Source organism: Streptomyces sp. KR55 (assembly GCF_052245645.1).
GTDB classification, from domain to species: Bacteria; Actinomycetota; Actinomycetes; order Streptomycetales; family Streptomycetaceae; genus Streptomyces; species Streptomyces flavusporus.
On record NZ_JBQQCE010000215.1, the window covers coordinates 1 to 15,844 of the forward strand.

The 15,844-nt window shown below is 72.9% G+C and carries 10 protein-coding genes and 1 tRNA gene; 7 read left to right on the forward strand and 4 right to left on the reverse strand.

Features of this window, described 5'->3' with window-relative positions; genetic code table 11:
* Window positions 1–85: 85 nt before the first annotated feature.
* Window positions 86–158, reverse strand: a tRNA-Arg gene (locus ACTWQJ_RS28145).
* Window positions 159–479: 321 nt separating this feature from the next.
* Here ACTWQJ_RS28145 and ACTWQJ_RS28150 point away from each other — a divergent pair.
* The 7 genes from ACTWQJ_RS28150 to ACTWQJ_RS28180 all read left to right on the forward strand — a co-directional run bounded on the left by ACTWQJ_RS28150 (window position 480) and on the right by ACTWQJ_RS28180 (window position 9,769).
* Entirely contained in the window at window positions 480–2,087 is a 1,608-nt protein-coding gene (locus tag ACTWQJ_RS28150) for a dynamin family protein (RefSeq protein WP_443309344.1), read from the forward strand.
* A gap of 180 nt (window positions 2,088–2,267) precedes the next feature.
* Window positions 2,268–4,397: a GTPase gene (locus ACTWQJ_RS28155; RefSeq protein ID WP_443309345.1), complete on the forward strand. Its 2,130-nt coding sequence runs from the start codon at window positions 2,268–2,270 to the stop codon at window positions 4,395–4,397.
* A gap of 277 nt (window positions 4,398–4,674) precedes the next feature.
* A complete protein-coding gene (locus ACTWQJ_RS28160) occupies window positions 4,675–5,151 on the forward strand; it encodes a single-stranded DNA-binding protein (RefSeq protein WP_443309346.1) in 477 nt (158 codons plus the stop codon).
* Window positions 5,152–5,435: 284 nt separating this feature from the next.
* A complete protein-coding gene (locus ACTWQJ_RS28165; protein ID WP_443309347.1) occupies window positions 5,436–6,845 on the forward strand; it encodes a TQXA domain-containing protein in 1,410 nt (469 codons plus the stop codon).
* A gap of 154 nt (window positions 6,846–6,999) precedes the next feature.
* Entirely contained in the window at window positions 7,000–8,664 is a 1,665-nt protein-coding gene (ettA, locus tag ACTWQJ_RS28170) for an energy-dependent translational throttle protein EttA (protein WP_443309348.1), read from the forward strand.
* A 2-nt stretch (window positions 8,665–8,666) separates the two neighbouring features.
* A complete protein-coding gene (locus tag ACTWQJ_RS28175; protein WP_443309349.1) occupies window positions 8,667–9,095 on the forward strand; it encodes an acyl-CoA thioesterase in 429 nt (142 codons plus the stop codon).
* On the forward strand, window positions 9,092–9,769 hold the full coding sequence (locus ACTWQJ_RS28180) for a hypothetical protein (protein ID WP_443309350.1): 678 nt from the start codon (window positions 9,092–9,094) through the stop codon (window positions 9,767–9,769). The genes ACTWQJ_RS28175 and ACTWQJ_RS28180 overlap by 4 nt, the downstream gene beginning before the upstream one ends.
* Before the next feature lie 58 nt (window positions 9,770–9,827).
* Here ACTWQJ_RS28180 and ACTWQJ_RS28185 read toward each other — a convergent pair whose 3' ends face one another.
* The 3 genes from ACTWQJ_RS28185 to ACTWQJ_RS28195 form a co-directional block, all read right to left on the reverse strand.
* Complete coding sequence (locus ACTWQJ_RS28185; RefSeq protein ID WP_443309351.1) at window positions 9,828–10,787, reverse strand: ABC transporter ATP-binding protein; 960 nt, start codon at window positions 10,785–10,787, stop codon at window positions 9,828–9,830.
* 85 nt (window positions 10,788–10,872) lie between these two features.
* Window positions 10,873–13,599 (reverse strand): FtsX-like permease family protein, encoded by a 2,727-nt coding sequence (locus tag ACTWQJ_RS28190; RefSeq protein ID WP_443309352.1) that lies wholly within the window; start codon window positions 13,597–13,599, stop codon window positions 10,873–10,875.
* Window position 13,600: 1 nt separating this feature from the next.
* A partial coding sequence (locus ACTWQJ_RS28195; RefSeq protein WP_443309353.1) for an ABC transporter permease occupies window positions 13,601–15,844 on the reverse strand: 2,244 nt, incomplete at its 5' end.

Below are 15,844 nucleotides of genomic sequence, written 5' to 3' on the forward strand. Positions count from 1 at the left end.
ATGGTCAAGGCGCTTGGTGTGTAAGCGATGTGCATCGGGCCAACATGAAAAAAGACCAGCGTTTCCGCTGGTCAGAGGGTGTTTGCGCCCCCGGCAGGACTCGAACCTGCGGCCAAGCGCTTAGAAGGCGCCTGCTCTATCCACTGAGCTACGGGGGCCGGGTGTGGTGGCCTCTGTCGTGGTGCCCGGGTGTGGGCTGATCCGTGACGTTGCCGGGGACAAGGATAGAGCTCCCGGATCCCTGCCCCTGTTGCTTCGCCTCCGTGGCTCGATGTGGAGGTTCGGTGAAGCGGTCCTGATAATCGCAGGCGGGTACGAATCGTGCATCGCTTTTCACGCCACACGCAGCGGGTGTTGTGCACTCGTTATGCCTGGACTGTGTCCCTGTCCCAGTCGCCCCTTCCGTCCCTTGTGTTCTATCGGCGCGCAGACATGCTCATATGCTTCAGATATGCCCTAAAATTGGGCATTCTTCGCATGTGGTGACCTTGGACGTACGGCCTCAGCTGCTCGACGCACTTTCCGCACTGCGCGACCGCGTCGCCGCCGCACGCTTCCCGCTGCCCCTCCCCGGGGCGCCACGCGCGCGTGCCAACCGCGACGAACTGCTCGCTCAGCTCGACGACTACCTGGTGCCCCGGTTGAGGGAGCCCCAAGCGCCGTTGCTGGCCGTCGTGGGAGGTTCCACCGGCGCCGGCAAGTCGACGCTCGTCAATTCCCTGGTGGGCCGACGGGTCAGCGAGGCGGGCGTACTGCGGCCGACGACACGGACACCGGTGCTGGTGTGCCACCCGGAGGACCATCACTGGTTCAGCGGCATGCGCGTGCTGCCCGACCTCACGCGCGTGTGGGTGCCGCACCAGGAACCCGACGACGATCTGCTGCTCCCGGGCGAGAACCCCGCGCGCGTGCTGCGCATCGAGACCGCCGATACCGTGCCGCCCGGCCTCGCCCTCCTCGACGCGCCCGACATCGACTCCCTGGTCGCCGACAACCGCACCCTCGCGGCCGAGCTCATCTGTGCCGCCGACATCTGGATCATGGTCACCACGGCCGCTCGGTACGCCGACGCCGTGCCGTGGCATCTGCTGCGGACCGCCAAGGAGTACGACGCCACCCTGATCACCGTGCTCGACCGGGTGCCCCACCAGGTGGTGTCCGAGGTCTCCCGGCAGTACGGTGCCCTGCTCACCAAGGCCGGGCTCGGCGACGTACCGCGGTTCACCGTGCCCGAGCTGCCCGAGTCGGCCTGGGGCAGCGGGCTGCTGCCGACCACCGCCGTGGCGCCGCTGCGCACCTGGCTCGTGCACCAGGCCCAGGACCCCGCGGCCCGGCAGCACGCCATGGCCCGTACGGCGTACGGTCTCATCGCCTCGCTCAAGTCCCGGATGCCCGAGCTGGCCAGTGCCGCCGCCGCCCAGTACGCGGCCGCCCTGCGGCTCACCTCCGCCGTCGACTCCGCCTACGACAGTGAGCACGCGCGCGTGCGGGGGCGGTTGCAGGGGGGTGCCGTGCTCGCCGGTGACGCGTTGAAGCGCTGGCGGGCCTTCCCGCTCGACTGCACCGCCGGTGAGCTCCTGGACGCCCTCGTGGAGAGCCTGTGCGAGCTGCTGCTGTGCGCCGTCACCGCCGCCGACGAGCGCATCGACGAGGCCTGGCGGCGCGAGCCGGCGGCGGACGCCCCGGAGCTTGCGGACCGCGACACGTCCCTGGAGACCGCCGAGCACCGGATCGGGATGGCGGTACGGCGGTGGCGGCGCGAGCTCGAGGAGCACGCCGAGGACGAGGTGCGCCACCTCGACCGCAGCGTCGCTCCGGACCCCGAGGTGGTCTCCGCGCTGGTCGCCACCGTTTTGCTGGGCGGTCACCGGTCCCGGTCCGCGAGCGAGGGGATCGCCGAGCGGATCGGCGCCCACGGTGCGCTGCGGCTGCGGGAACGGGGCGGACGGCTGCTCGGCGAGTACGTGGACCGGGTGATGCACGCCGAACGTGAACGCCGGCTCGCCCCGCTCGACGCCCTCGAAGTCCATCCCGAACCCCAGGCCGAACTCATCGCCGCGCTGTCCGTACTGCAGAAGGAGAGGTGACCGGTGACTGCCGTCACTGACCAGGACCACACGGAGCACGCCGATCCCGACCACCAGGAGGACGCGGCCTCCGAGAACGAGCGCGCAGGCGACCGTGCCCCTGTGACGGGCGATTCCGAAAACCGTTCCTCCAGGGAAGGTGCTTCCGGACACAGAGCCTCTGAGCAGGCAGTTTCCGGAATGACCAAAGGGGGCGATTCCGGAAAGAGCGTCTCCAAGGAGGGCGCTGCCGAAAGGGACGCCTCCAAGGAGAGCGATTCGGGAAAGGGGTCCTCCTCCGCGGAGGACGACGGCGATCGCGGAAAACCCCTCCCCGAAGAGGGCGAATCCGTCGAGCGGCGCTTTTGGTGGGGGCGGCGCAAGTCAGGGGAGTCCGGTGCGCAAGGGAACGGGGACCACGCGCGCGTGCAGGTCGACCATGACACCTACCGTGACCGTGCGAGCGAAGGCCGTATGGACGCCCGTACCGGATCTCCTGCGGACTCCCGTCCCCCCTCCCTCGCGGAGTCCCGTAGCGGCTCTCCGGCGGAATCCCGTACGGACTCTCCCACGCAGTCCCGTACGGACTCTCCTACGGAATCCCGTGCGGACTCCGTCACGGCCGCCGAAGACACCTGGGACGACGGTCTGATCGCGCGGCGGGTGAACGAGAAAACCGCCGCCGAGCAGCTCGCGGTGGCGGAGAGCAAGCCGTCGGGGCCGCAGACCGTGGCCCCGCTCGCGTACGACGGTCCGACGCGGTCCCGGCTCGACGCGCTGCGCGAACTGGTGGGCCTGTCCCGTACCCGGCTCGACAGCAGGACGCTGGCCGAGGCGAGCCGGGTCCTCGACGAGGCGGCGGCCCGGCGCAAGCTGTCCGGGCAGCACACCGTCGTCGCCATCGCGGGCGCGACCGGCAGCGGCAAGTCGCAGCTGTTCAACGCGCTGGCCGGGGTGGCCATTTCGGAGACGGGCGTACGGCGGCCGACGACCGCCGCGCCCATCGCGTGCAGCTGGAGCGACGGCGCGGCGAGCCTCATCGACCGGCTCGGCATCCCCGGACGCCTGCGTCGCCGCCCGCTGCAGAGCCCCGAGGCGGAGGCGCAGCTGCGCGGGCTCGTCCTGGTCGACCTGCCCGACCTCGACTCGGCGGCCGTACAGCACCGCGAGCAGGCCGAGCGGCTGCTGGCGCTCGTCGATGCGGTCATCTGGGTCGTGGATCCCGAGAAGTACGCCGACGCCGTGCTCCATGAGCGCTATCTGCGGCCCATGGCCGGGCATGCGGAGGTCATGTTCGTCGTCCTCAACCAGATCGACCGCCTCCCCGGGGAGGCGGCCCACCAGGTGCTCGACGATCTGCGGCGGCTGCTGGACGAGGACGGGATCGCCCTGGGGGAGTACGGCGAACCGGGCGCGACCGTACTCGCGCTGTCCGCGCTCACCGGTGACGGCATCGGGGAACTGCGCGAGGCGCTCGGCCAGTTCGTGGCGGAGCGCGGTGCCGCAGCCCGCCGCATCCTGGCCGACCTGGACGCCGCGGCAGTGCGGCTGTGGCCGGTGTACACCACCGGGCGACGCACCGGGCTCAGCGAACGGGCGCGGGACGAGTTCTCCGCGCGGCTGGCCGACGCCGTGGGCGCCACCGCCGCCGGCGAGGCCGCCGAGCGGGCCTGGCTGCGCAACGCCAACCGTGCGTGCGGGACGCCCTGGCTGCGGTTGTGGCGCTGGTTCCTGGAGCGGAGCGAACCCACCACGGGCCGGCTGCCGGTGCGCACGCAGGCGGACGAGCAGGCCACGGCGCGGCAGCGCGTCGAACAGGCGGTGCGGACGGTGTCCGACCGGGCGTCGGCGGGGCTGCCGGCGCCCTGGGCGCAGGCAGTGCGCGAGGCGGCCGTACGCGGCTCCCAGGGGCTGCCCGAGGCACTGGACGAGCTGGCCGCGCGGGCCGGGCTGCCGACGGGACGGCCGCCGACACCGGGCTGGTGGCCGGTGGCCGTACTGGCGCAGGCGTCCATGACTCTCCTGCAAGTCGTCGGCGGGCTGTGGCTGGTGGGGCAGATCGTCGGGGTCATGTCGCCGAATCTCGGGGTGCCGGTGCTGCTGATGGTGGCCGGGATCATCGGCGGCCCGCTCGTCGAGTGGAGCTGCAAGATGGCGGCCCGGGGACCGGCCCGGCGGTACGGACTGGAGGCGGAACGGCGGCTGCGGGAGGCCGCGGCCGGGTGCGGCCGGGCCCGGGTCCTCGATCCGGTGGCGTCGGAGCTGCTGCGGTACCAGGAGATTCGTGACCAGTACGGGCGGGTCATCGGGGCGAGGGCCGGGGTGAGGTAGCCGCTCGGAAGGCCGGCCACACCGGTTGGGCGTGCGGGATGGGATCCCTCGAACGAGTGGCGGAGTTATCCACAGGCTGGGGATGATCCACAGCCCTCTGCGGGCTCGGCTCGGCGGAGGCAGTCTGGCTTCGCGGCGATCGCGACGGACGTGGTCGCCACGACAGCGGCGGTGCGCGCAGGGACGGCGGCCGCCGCGGCAGACGCAGCCGTACGGGACGGGCCCGTACGCATGCCTGCCCGGCGCGAGCGGCCGGGCGGGGGAGGGGAGCGAGAAGATGAACGAGACGATGGTCTGCGCGGTGGGCAACGTGGCGACGCAGCCGGTCTACCGGGAGCTGGCGGCGGGACCGTCGGCGCGGTTCCGGCTGGCGGTGACCGCCCGGTACTGGGACCGCGAGAAGAGCACATGGACGGACGGGCACACCAACTTCTTCACGGTGTGGGCCAATCGGCAGCTGGCCACCAACGCGGCGGCCTCCCTGTCGGTGGGCGATCCCGTCGTCGTGCAGGGCAGGCTGAAGGTACGGACGGACGTGCGCGAGGGGCAGAGCTGGACCTCGGCCGACATCGACGCCGTGGCGATCGGCCACGACCTGGCGCGCGGCACCTCGGCCTTCCGGCGCGCGAACCCCAAGAACGAGACGGAGACGACCAGTTCGCCGACACAGCCCGAGCCCGCCTGGGAGACGCCCGCCGCCGACAGCGCAGGCACGGAGCCCCAACGGCGGTCGGAACCCGCGGCGGTGACGTGACGTCGGCTACGGGCCGGTTCCGCCCTGGAGCCGTACGAGAGTGACCGAACTGCGGCTTATCGGCGAATGCGCGCCCGGGCGACCACGGTGGATTTGTCGATAAGCCCTGTTTGTAGGCCTCCTGGCGATAACGATTCCGAGTCGGATTGCCGGCCCGGCGGGATCACTGGGAAAGGTGGTGCGCCCGCATCCCTAGGATGCCGGGCATGGCTCTCGGGGCCTGAGATTCTGCTGGTGGGACCGTACCCCCCCACGTCAACGGGTCCTGCTCGAAGGGGAATTCTGTGTTTTCTTCGTTCTCCGCACTGTCCGTGTGCGGGCGACGGGCGGCCCGTTTCGCCGCCGTGACGCTGGTGTCGGGACTGACCGTCGCTGCCGGGCCGGCCATGGCGGTGCCTGCCGCGGCCGACTCCGGGGCGGCGCAGACCCACGGCGGGGCGGCGGCCACCATGAGCGGCCTGAAGACCTACGGCGCGGCGGTGGTCCACGCCGCTGAGGGCGACCTGGAGATATCCGCGGGCCTGTTCGAGATGTCCGTCGAGGGCGGTGGCATGCTGCAGACGTACTGCGTCGACCTGCACAACCCCACCCAGAAGGACGCCAAGTACCACGAGACGCCGTGGAGCGGCACCTCGCTGGGCGCCAACGACGACGCGGGCCGGATCCGCTGGATTCTGCAGAACTCCTACCCGCAGGTGAACGACCTCGCGGCGCTCGCGAAGAAGGCGGGCATCCGCGGCGGCCTCACCGAGCAGGACGCCGCGGCCGGCACCCAGGTGGCCATCTGGCGCTACTCGGACGGGGTGGACGTCGACGCCGTCGACCCGGAGGCCGAGAAGCTCGCGGACCACCTGGAGAAGAGCGCCCGAGACGCGGCGGAACCTGAGGCGTCACTGACCCTCGACCCGCCCGCGCTCTCCGGCCATCCCGGTGAGTTGCTCGGCCCGGTGACGGTGCACACCGACGCGGACAGTGTGACGGTGACCCCGCCGCCGGACGCCGCCGCCGACGGAGTGCGGATCGTCGGCAAGGACGGCAAGGACGTCACCACCGCGACGGACGGCAGCCAGCTGTTCTTCGAGGTGCCGGCGGACGCGGCGGCCGGTTCGGCCGAGCTGACCGTCCAGGCCTCCACGACCGTGCCTGTGGGCCGGGCCTTCGCCTCCGAGAGCAGAAGCCAGACGCAGATCCTGGCCGGCTCCAGCGAGTCCACGGTCTCGGCGACGGTGAGCGCGACCTGGGCGGAGAAGGGCGCGATACCCGCGCTGTCCGCGCGGGAGAACTGCGCCGAGGGCGGCGTGGACATCACGGCCGTCAACCAGGGCGACGAGGCCTTCACCTTCGAGCTGATGGGCGCCGAGCACACCATCGGCGCCGGTGAGTCGCGCACCGTGACCATCCCGCTCCAGGAGGACCAGGCCTACGACTTCACGATCACCGGACCCGGCGGCTACGAGAAGCGCTTCGCCGGAGTGCTCGACTGTCGCACCCGGGCCGGCGAGGCCGACGAGGCCGGTGAGTCGACGCAGATCCTCAGCGAGCCGAGTCCGGCCACGGCAGGCGGCACCGCCTCCGACGTGAACCTCGCCGCCACCGGCAGTTCCGACGCGACGCCGGTGATCGCGGGCGTGGCCATCGGCCTGGTCGTGATCGGCGGCGCGGCCCTGGTCGTGGTCCGCAGGAAGAAGTCGTAACCCATCGAGCGCGGCGCGCCGGGGCTGCCGTACTGAGACGGCGAACCCGCAGGTCACAAGCGCCCGACCATACGCGTTTCCCCCCAGGCCTGGCCGTCAGGCAAGATGGGGTGTATCTGCCCACTGCCAGATTCAAGCTGCCGGACGGTTTCTCTTGGCTGAGTTCATTTACACCATGCGCAAGGCGCGCAAGGCGCACGGCGACAAGGTGATCCTCGACGACGTCACCCTGAACTTCCTTCCGGGTGCCAAGATCGGCGTCGTCGGCCCGAACGGTGCCGGTAAGTCGACCGTGCTGAAGATCATGGCGGGGCTGGAGCAGCCCTCCAACGGTGACGCGTTCCTGACGCCCGGCTACAGCGTCGGCATCCTGCTCCAGGAGCCCCCGCTGAACGAGGAGAAGACCGTCCTGGAGAACGTCCAGGAGGGTGTCGCCGAGATCAAGGGCAAGCTCGACCGGTTCAACGAGATCGCCGAGCTGATGGCGACCGACTACTCGGACGCGCTCCTCGAGGAGATGGGCAAGCTCCAGGAGGAGCTCGACCACGCGGAGGCCTGGGACCTCGACGCCCAGCTCGAGCAGGCGATGGACGCCCTGGGCTGCCCGCCCGGCGACTGGCCCGTCACCAATCTCTCCGGTGGTGAGCGCCGCCGCGTCGCGCTGTGCAAGCTGCTGCTGGAGCAGCCCGACCTGCTGCTCCTCGACGAGCCCACCAACCACCTCGACGCCGAGTCCGTGAACTGGCTGGAGCAGCACCTCGCCAAGTACCCGGGCACCGTCGTGGCCGTCACCCACGACCGGTACTTCCTCGACAATGTCGCGGGGTGGATCTGCGAGGTCGACCGTGGCCGTCTGCACGGCTACGAGGGCAACTACTCCAAGTACCTGGAGACCAAGGCCGCCCGCCTCAAGGTCGAGGGCCAGAAGGACGCCAAGCGGCAGAAGCGTCTGAAGGAAGAGCTCGAGTGGGTGCGGTCCAACGCCAAGGGGCGGCAGGCCAAGTCCAAGGCGCGTCTGGCCCGCTACGAGGAGATGGCCGCCGAGGCCGAGAAGATGCGGAAGCTGGACTTCGAGGAGATCCAGATCCCGCCGGGGCCGCGGCTCGGCAACGTGGTCGTCGAGATCAACAACCTCAGCAAGGCTTTCGGCGAGAAGGTCCTGATCGACGATCTCTCGTTCACGCTGCCGCGTAACGGGATCGTGGGTGTCATCGGTCCGAACGGTGCCGGCAAGACGACCCTCTTCAAGATGATCCAGGGTCTGGAGGAGCCCGACGCCGGTTCGATCAAGGTCGGCGACACGGTCAAGATCTCCTACGTCGACCAGAGCCGCGAGCACATCGACCCGAAGAAGACGCTGTGGGCCGTTGTCTCGGACGAGCTGGACTACATCAACGTCGGGCAGGTGGAGATGCCCTCGCGGGCGTACGTCTCCGCCTTCGGCTTCAAGGGGCCGGACCAGCAGAAGCCGGCCGGCGTCCTGTCCGGCGGTGAGCGCAACCGGCTGAACCTCGCGCTCACCCTCAAGCAGGGCGGCAACCTGCTGCTCCTCGACGAGCCGACCAACGACCTCGACGTCGAGACGCTGTCGTCGCTCGAGAACGCGCTGCTGGAGTTCCCGGGCTGCGCCGTGGTCGTCTCCCACGACCGGTGGTTCCTCGACCGTGTGGCCACGCACATCCTCGCCTACGAGGGTGACTCCAAGTGGTTCTGGTTCGAGGGCAACTTCGAGTCGTACGAGAAGAACAAGATCGAGCGCCTCGGTGCGGACGCGGCGCGTCCGCACCGTGCCACCTACAAGAAGCTGACCCGGGGCTGATCTTGCGGCATATCTACCGCTGCCCGCTGCGATGGGCGGACATGGACGCGTACGGCCATGTCAACAACGTGGTCTTCCTGCGCTACCTGGAGGAAGCCCGTATCGACTTCCTGTTCCGCCCGGACAAGGAGTTCAAGCAGGGGTCCGTGGTGGCGCGCCATGAGATCGACTACAAGCGGCAGCTCGTCCACCGGCACGCGCCCGTGGACATCGAGCTGTGGGTCACGGAGATCAGGGCCGCGTCCTTCACCCTCTCCTACGAGGTGAAGGACGGCGACGAGGTCTACGTCCGGGCCTCGACGGTGATAGTGCCGTTCGACTTCGAGGCGCAGCGGCCGCGCCGGATCACCGCGGAGGAGCGGGAGTTCCTCCAGGAGTACATGGACGACGTGGGCGCCGACGAGGACGAGGGGGAGGCCGTCGCCGCATGACGGTGCTCCACCTCGCCGACGAGGGGGAGGCGGCGGACCTCGCGGCCTTCCTCTCCCGGCTGCTCCACTACGACCGTGGAGCAGCGGTGCGTCTGCAGGCGGCGGGCACCGCACTCGCCGTCTTCGGGCGGCCGCCGTCCTTCGAGGTGCTGGCGATCCGGGCGGTGCGGCTGGCCAAGCCGTACGAGAACGGGCTGGACGTCACGCTGGACGTGACCGTGTCCGCCGGTGAACTGCTGGAGTCCGTGGACGAGGCGGCGGCCACGGCTGCCGTCCCGGCCGCGGTGACCGGGCCGCCGTGGGCCGGCGTCATGCCGCCGCGCGGTGGCTGGCGGCCGGAGCCTGGGCTGCCGGACGCGGATGCGCTACGGGCGATGGTCGCCGCCGCGGTGGCCGAATTCCGCTCCCGCACGCAGGAGTTGGCGCCCGAGGGGCGTACGCGGGCCGAACTCGACCGGATCGGGCGGGAGATCTGGTCCCGGACGGTCGGGGAGACGGCGCTTCCGGTACGGGCCGTGCACGCGGCGCAGTCCCTGGGGTTCCTTCGGCCGGTCACGAGTGCGGAGGACCTGGGCCTGTTCGCGTCGGGTGCCTGGCTGCGGCTGCGGACTCCGTACGGGTCGATCGCTGTGCGGCGGGCGGGACTCGGGGCGCTGGACGTCAGCGTCCGCTGATCCGCTCATGGGCGGTCGGGTGGCCTGGGCGAGCGGGTCCGGGACGTCAGTCAGCAGGTCAGTCGCGTTCGCTGTTGTCCGGCCAGACGCCGATGTGGTCCGGCTCCAGTTCCAGGGCGACGCGGTCGCGCATGCCCAGGGCGCGGGTGTACTCGGCGGGGAGTTGCAGACGGCCCGCGCGGTCGAGCATGGCGTACTCGCGGGCCACCATCGTCTCGTGGCCGGTCGTCGCGTCGCGTTCGCTGCGGCGCAGGACCTCGGTGGAGGTGCGGCCGTCGCGGATGGCGACCGTGCGGCGGACCTCGCCGGCGACCGCCTGGTCGTGGGTGACGATGACGATGGTGGTGCCCAGGTGTTCGTTCGCCGTGCGGAAGGCGGCGAAGACCTGTTCCGCGGTGTGGGAGTCGAGTTCGCCGGTGGGTTCGTCGGCGAGCAGGACCGCGGGGTTGTTGGCGAGGGCCACCGCGATGGCGACGCGTTGCTGCTGGCCGCCGGACATCTGGTGCGGGCGGCGGTCGCGGCAGTCGGCGACCTCCAGCAACTCCAGGAGTTCCAGGGCGCGTTCGGACTGGGCGCGGCGACGGGCCCGGCGGGAGCCCGCGAGCTGCATGGGCAGGGCGACGTTCTGGGCGGCGGTGAGGTAGGGCAGGAGGTTGCGGGAGGTCTGCTGCCAGACGAAGCCGACGACCTCGCGACGGTAGGCGAGGCGGTCCCCGGCAGTCATCGACAGCAGGTCGCGGCCGGCGACCCGGGCGGCGCCGGCGGTGGGGGTGTCCAGACCGGCGAGGATGTTCATCAGCGTCGACTTGCCGCTTCCGGAGGCGCCCACCAGGGCCATGAGTTCACCCTCGCGGACGAGGAGGTCGAGGCCCTGGAGCGCCTGGACCTCCACGCCGTCCGTGCTGAAGATGCGGACCAGACGGTCGCAGGTGATCAGGGCGTCGTGGCCGTAGGCGGGGCGCTCGCGGTGGGCGTTCGCACGGTGGGCCAGGTCGGCGAGGGTGGGGTTCGTCGTCATCGCAGGGCTCCTTCGCCGGATTCGAGTTCGCCGGAGGTCGAGTTCGCCGGATTCGAGTTCGCGGAGTCGAGTGGCTGCTCATGGCTCATCGGGTGTCGCCCGCCCTCAGTTCTCTCACCGACCCCCGCCGTCCCGTCCACCACGCCTGCCCCACCGCCACGCCCACGGTCAGCAGCAGGACCGCCGCCGCCGGTACGGCCAGCGACAGCGGGTCCGTGCTCAGCTGCGCCGGGCCCGCCTGGGGCTGGGACGAGGGCAGGGCGATGGTCGTGAGGTCGATGCCGGGGGAGAGGAGGCGGATGGTGGCCCAGGCGGCGAGGGTGCCGCCGAGGGCGGCCAGGGCGGAGTGGGGGAGCGACTCCAGGACGAGGAGGCGGCGGCCCTGGGCGCGGGTGAGGCCCATGGTGCGCAGACGGGCGAGGAGGGCGGTGCGTTCGGGGGCGGCGCGCAGGAGGGACAGGAGCAGGGCCAGGACGGCGTACCCGGCACCGGCCGCCACCGCCGCCGTGTACAGGCGTTCGGCGCCGGACTGCAGCGGCGAGTCGACGAACCGTCCCCGCTCCTCGGCCCGCAGCTGTACGTGCGCCGAGTCGCCCGCGGCCCGGCGCAGCGCGCCCCCGTCCAGGTGCTCGCCGGTCACCAGCAGCGCGGTCGGCCGGGCGGCCTGCGCGCCCAGCCCGGCGCGGTCCACGACCAGGAACTCGGTGCCGGTCACGGCCGGGGTGCGGTCCCGGACGAGGGCGATCCGGACGGTGATGGTGCTGCCGTCCTCCAGGCGGACCGGGAAGGGCCGGGTGCCGTAGGTCTCGGCGACGGCCGGGGAGGCAAGGGCGGGCAGGGGCGCCCGCTCGTGCCCCGAGCGCCTCAACTCGCCCTCGTCGAAGGCCCCGAGGGACGTCCGCCGGGCCAGCGCCGCGTAGTCGTCGGGGTCGACGCCCGCCAGCGGTACCGACTGCGGGCCGCCGTGCGGTTTCGCCTGGTACGCGATGCTCGTCTCGGCCAGTCCACGCACGCCGGGCGCCTGGCGGATCCGGTCGGGCAGGGCGGACGGCAGCGGGGCGGTCGCCTCGACGCGGGCGTCGGCGCCGATGGCGAGGACCGCCGCGCGGTCGCGGGTCTCCTGGACACCCGCGAGCACCGAGCCGCCGAAGGCGGCCGTGGTGAGGGCGGTGGACAGGGCCAGCAGCGGCAGCACCGCGGAGACGGACGTACGGGCCGCGCGGGCCAGCGACAGCGGGCCCACCGCGCCGCGCAGCCGGGCGGCCGGGCGGGCGAGGCCGCGCAGCGGGAGCGGGTAGAGCCGGATCAGGACCAGGGCCGCGATCACCGCCACCAACACCGGTGCCGCCGACGCCAGTTGATCTCCCGTCGTGCCCCGTCTGCGCAGAGTCTCGACCGCGCCGGCCGCCAGCACGACCAGCGTGAGTTCCGCGACCGTACGGCGCCGGGAAGGACGTACGGACGCCACGTCCTCGCGTTCGCCGTGGACGCGGACGGCCCGGTGCGTGACCGCGGCGCGCAGGGGGAGCGCCAGGCAGGCCACCGCGGTGACCGCGAGGGCGGCGACGAGCGCGGGGGTGCGGCGGCCCTCGGGGACCGCGAGCAGCGCGGCGATGAGGCCGAGGACAGCCGCGGGCACGGCCACGACCGCGGTCTCGCCGAGCAGGCGGGCCGCGAGGCCGGGCAGGGAGGCGCCGCGGGCGCGCAGCAGGGCGAGTTCGCTGCGGCGGCGGTCGGCGGCCAGACCGCCCGCCATCACAAGGACGACGACGGCCACCGTTCCGGTACCGAACGCGGCCACGGCGACCAGCGGGCCGATGCCGGCGCGCTGCTCGTCGTAGGAGGTGAGCACGTCGTCGAGGTCGGTCGCCGCCTCCGTGCGCGGGTCGGTGGCCGTGCGGACCTCGCGCAGCCCCGGCCCCGATTCGAGCGCGGCGACCGCGGACTTCAGGGCGCCCAGGTCGTGGCCGTGCAGGGCGTCGACGTCGGGGGCCACCTGCCAGTAGCGCCCGGGGGCTCCGGCGGTGCCCAGCAGGGCGGGGGCCGCTTCGGGGGCGAGCAGCAGGGCGCCGAGCCAGTACCGGCTGCCGCTCGGGTCGTTCGGTACGCGGACCAGGGCGGGGGTGCGCAGCAGCGGCTGGGCCGACCAGTACGCGCCGGCCGGGTCGCGGGGGGTGACGATGCCGGTGACGCGGACGGCGAGCGGGGCGCGTTCCACACCGGGTACGTGGATGACCGAACCGACCTTGATGTGCAGGCTCCTGGCGGTCTCGGCGGTGACCGCGGCCTCCACCTCGGCGGTCGCGGCGGTCACCGGCGGGGAGGACACGCGCGGCAGCCGGCCCTCGGTCAGCCGGGAGTGGCCGGCGAGTCCGTGCTGGGCGGCGAGCGACACCTGCGCGGGCAGTCCGCTCGGCCGGGCCAGCCAGCGTTCGGGGACCTCCTGGTTGACGGTGGTGCGCACGCCGTACGTCGACTGGTCGGGGTCGGCGACCAGCGGTGGACGGGCGGCTCGCAGGACGTGCGTGTACTGCTCGGCCAGGGTGTCCGGGCGCAGCGCCCGCTCCCGTTGGCCCTGCTCCAGGCCGGAGTCGGGCTGTGGGGCGTACAGCTGGACGGTGGTGCGGTCGGGGAGGGCCTGCTCGACGGCCCGGCGCAGTCCGGCGTCCGCATACCGGTCGACCGCGCGCGGGAACGCGGCGGCCAGGCAGGCGGTCACCGCCACCAGCAGCGCCAGCGCCCAGGCGGCGCCCGGGGAGGCGCGCAGCCGGGCGCGGATCCAGGGCGCGGCAGGGCTGGCCGGCTTCGGCATCTCATTCACCCCCTGTTTCCCTGAGCGCCCGCGCCGGGTCCGTGCGGCGCAGCGCGAGTGCCGCGGTGACGAGCAGCGGGACGAGCGCAACCGCCGTCAGCAGGGCGGCCACGCGGGGAACCGGAAGCTCCACCAGCACCTCAGGCACCGGCCGGGTGGCCTGCGCGGTCAGGACGATCAACGGGATCACCGCCCGGGTCAGTACGGTCCCCAGCGCGGCCCCCACCAGCAGCGCCAGCCCCACCAGGACGCCCTGCTCGACGGCGACCATCCGGGCCAGCCGGCGACGCGGGGTGCCCAGGGCGCGCAGCACGGCGAACTCGGCGTCCCGCTCCCGCAGCGACCCCGCCGCGCTCACCGCGAAACCGACCGCGGCCAGCGCCGCCGCCACCCCGGCCGCGGCGGCGAACGCGGCCTCGGGGCCGGCGCCGAACGGATCGTCGCGCAGCTCCTCGGCGATCTCGTCCCGGACGATCACCTGCTCGGGTTCCAGATCGGGCCGGGCCCGCAGCGCGGCGGCCACCTCGGCGGCCTCGCCCGGCGCGGCCCCCAGCCACCACTCGGTGGGCGTGACGCTGGTGCCGTACCGGCCCTGCAACACCCGGTTCACGGACCGCAGATCGACGAGCAGAGCTCCTCCGTCGTGGTCGTCGGGAGTGGTCGGCAGCGCCCGTACGGTCCGGACGATCCGCACTGGCAGGGTGTGGCCGCCGAACGCGACGTCCACGCGCTCCCCGGGGCGAGCGCCCGCCGACTCGAGGAAGCGGTCGGTCGCGACGGCCGTGATCTGCGGCGGCGCGGGCCGGCCGGCCTGCAGTCGGATGGTCAACGACGAGATGATCCAGGTGTATTCGCGGGGGACGTAGCCGGTGCCGTAGGTGACCGTGAGCGGCTCGGAGGAGCTGACGCGGGGGCGGGTGGGGCTGGTGTCGGCGTCGGTAGACGAGGCCGTGCCGTCGCTCTCGGAGACGGCCTTCCAGCCGGTGGGCAGCGGCAGCCGCCGAACCGACCCGTCGGTGGCGGTGGCCGTCAACGCGTCGACGCTGAACCGGTGTTGCTGGGGGCGGCCGGACGGCTGGCCCATGGTGAGGTGCAGGCCGGTCAGGGTGGCCGGGCCGAGCGGGCCGCCGAGGTCGGGGGTGAGGGTGTGACGGCGGCCGTCGGCGGGGAGTTCGCCGGCCGGGATGCGGTACGGCGTGCCGTAGCGGTCCTCCACGACGAGGGTCACGTCCGCCGTCATGCCGGGGGCGGAGGCGCGCAGGCCTGCCGTCAGCTGGAGCCGGGCGGTGTGCGCGGGTATGCGGGCGCCGGCCGTCGATCCCTCGGGGCCCAGCCCGGTCAGCAGCGGCTGCACCGGCTCGGCCGTCAGGTCCGGACGCATCAGCACGGCGTCCGCCGCGTGGGCGGTGTCCAGCGCGAGCACGGTCGCCGTCCGGTTGCCGGACAACGGCAGTTCCGTACGGACGGCGGGGGCCGCCTCGGCGACGTGCGGCACGGCCGCGTACTCCTCGGTGCGGCCGGGGCCTGCCTCCCCGGCGGCGAGTACGCGCACAGGCGCACCGGCGCGGAAGTCCGCCTGGTCGTCCTGCGAGCGGTTCCAGGAGACGCCCTGACCGATCGCCAGCATGCCCAGCGCGACCGCGAGCACCAGCAGCAGCACCGGGCCCGCCCCGCGCATCGGGCGGCGGCTGAGCTGCCAGCCGGCGAGCGCGGCGGTCAGCCCGCGCCCGCCGGCCGCCCGGCGTTCGACGAGCCGCGCCACCGGCGGCAGCAGCCGCAACGTCAGCACCGTCCCGGCGAGCAGCGCCAGCGCGGGCGCCGACACCAGCAGCGGGTCGATGCCGAGGCTGTCGGCGCTGGTGCCGCTGACGGCGCCGGAAGTGTGCCGGTCGAGCTGCCAGTACGCGACGCCGGCCACGACCAGCAGCCCGACGTCGGCGCCGGCCCGGACGGGGGCGGGGAGGGAGGCGCGGGAGCGCACGGGGCCGGCACCGGAACCGGAACGCGACCCCAGCAACGCGCGCAAGCGCCCGGCTCCGACCCCGGCGACGGTACGCCCGCCCCTGCCTCCGCCCCCACCACCGCGCAGCGTCCCGCCCCCCGCCGCCCACAGCGCCGGACCCGTCACCGCCAGCGCACACCCCAGAGCCACGCCCACCGCCACCAGCCACACCCCACCGCGGCCCCCGGCCGGCACGTCCAGGTGCAGGCCGATCCGGGCCAGCGGCCCCTGCCCGGCCAGGAG

Excerpts from the sequence above, each read along its gene's own strand:
- ACTWQJ_RS28190 (WP_443309352.1), bottom strand. The coding sequence starts at position 13,599 with ATGCCGAAGCCGGCCAGCCCTGCCGCGCCCTGGATCCGCGCCCGGCTG.
- ACTWQJ_RS28180 (WP_443309350.1), top strand. The coding sequence starts at position 9,092 with ATGACGGTGCTCCACCTCGCCGACGAGGGGGAGGCGGCGGACCTCGCG.
- ACTWQJ_RS28160 (WP_443309346.1), top strand. The coding sequence starts at position 4,675 with ATGAACGAGACGATGGTCTGCGCGGTGGGCAACGTGGCGACGCAGCCG.
- ACTWQJ_RS28155 (WP_443309345.1), top strand. The coding sequence starts at position 2,268 with ATGACCAAAGGGGGCGATTCCGGAAAGAGCGTCTCCAAGGAGGGCGCT.
- ACTWQJ_RS28185 (WP_443309351.1), bottom strand. The coding sequence starts at position 10,787 with ATGACGACGAACCCCACCCTCGCCGACCTGGCCCACCGTGCGAACGCC.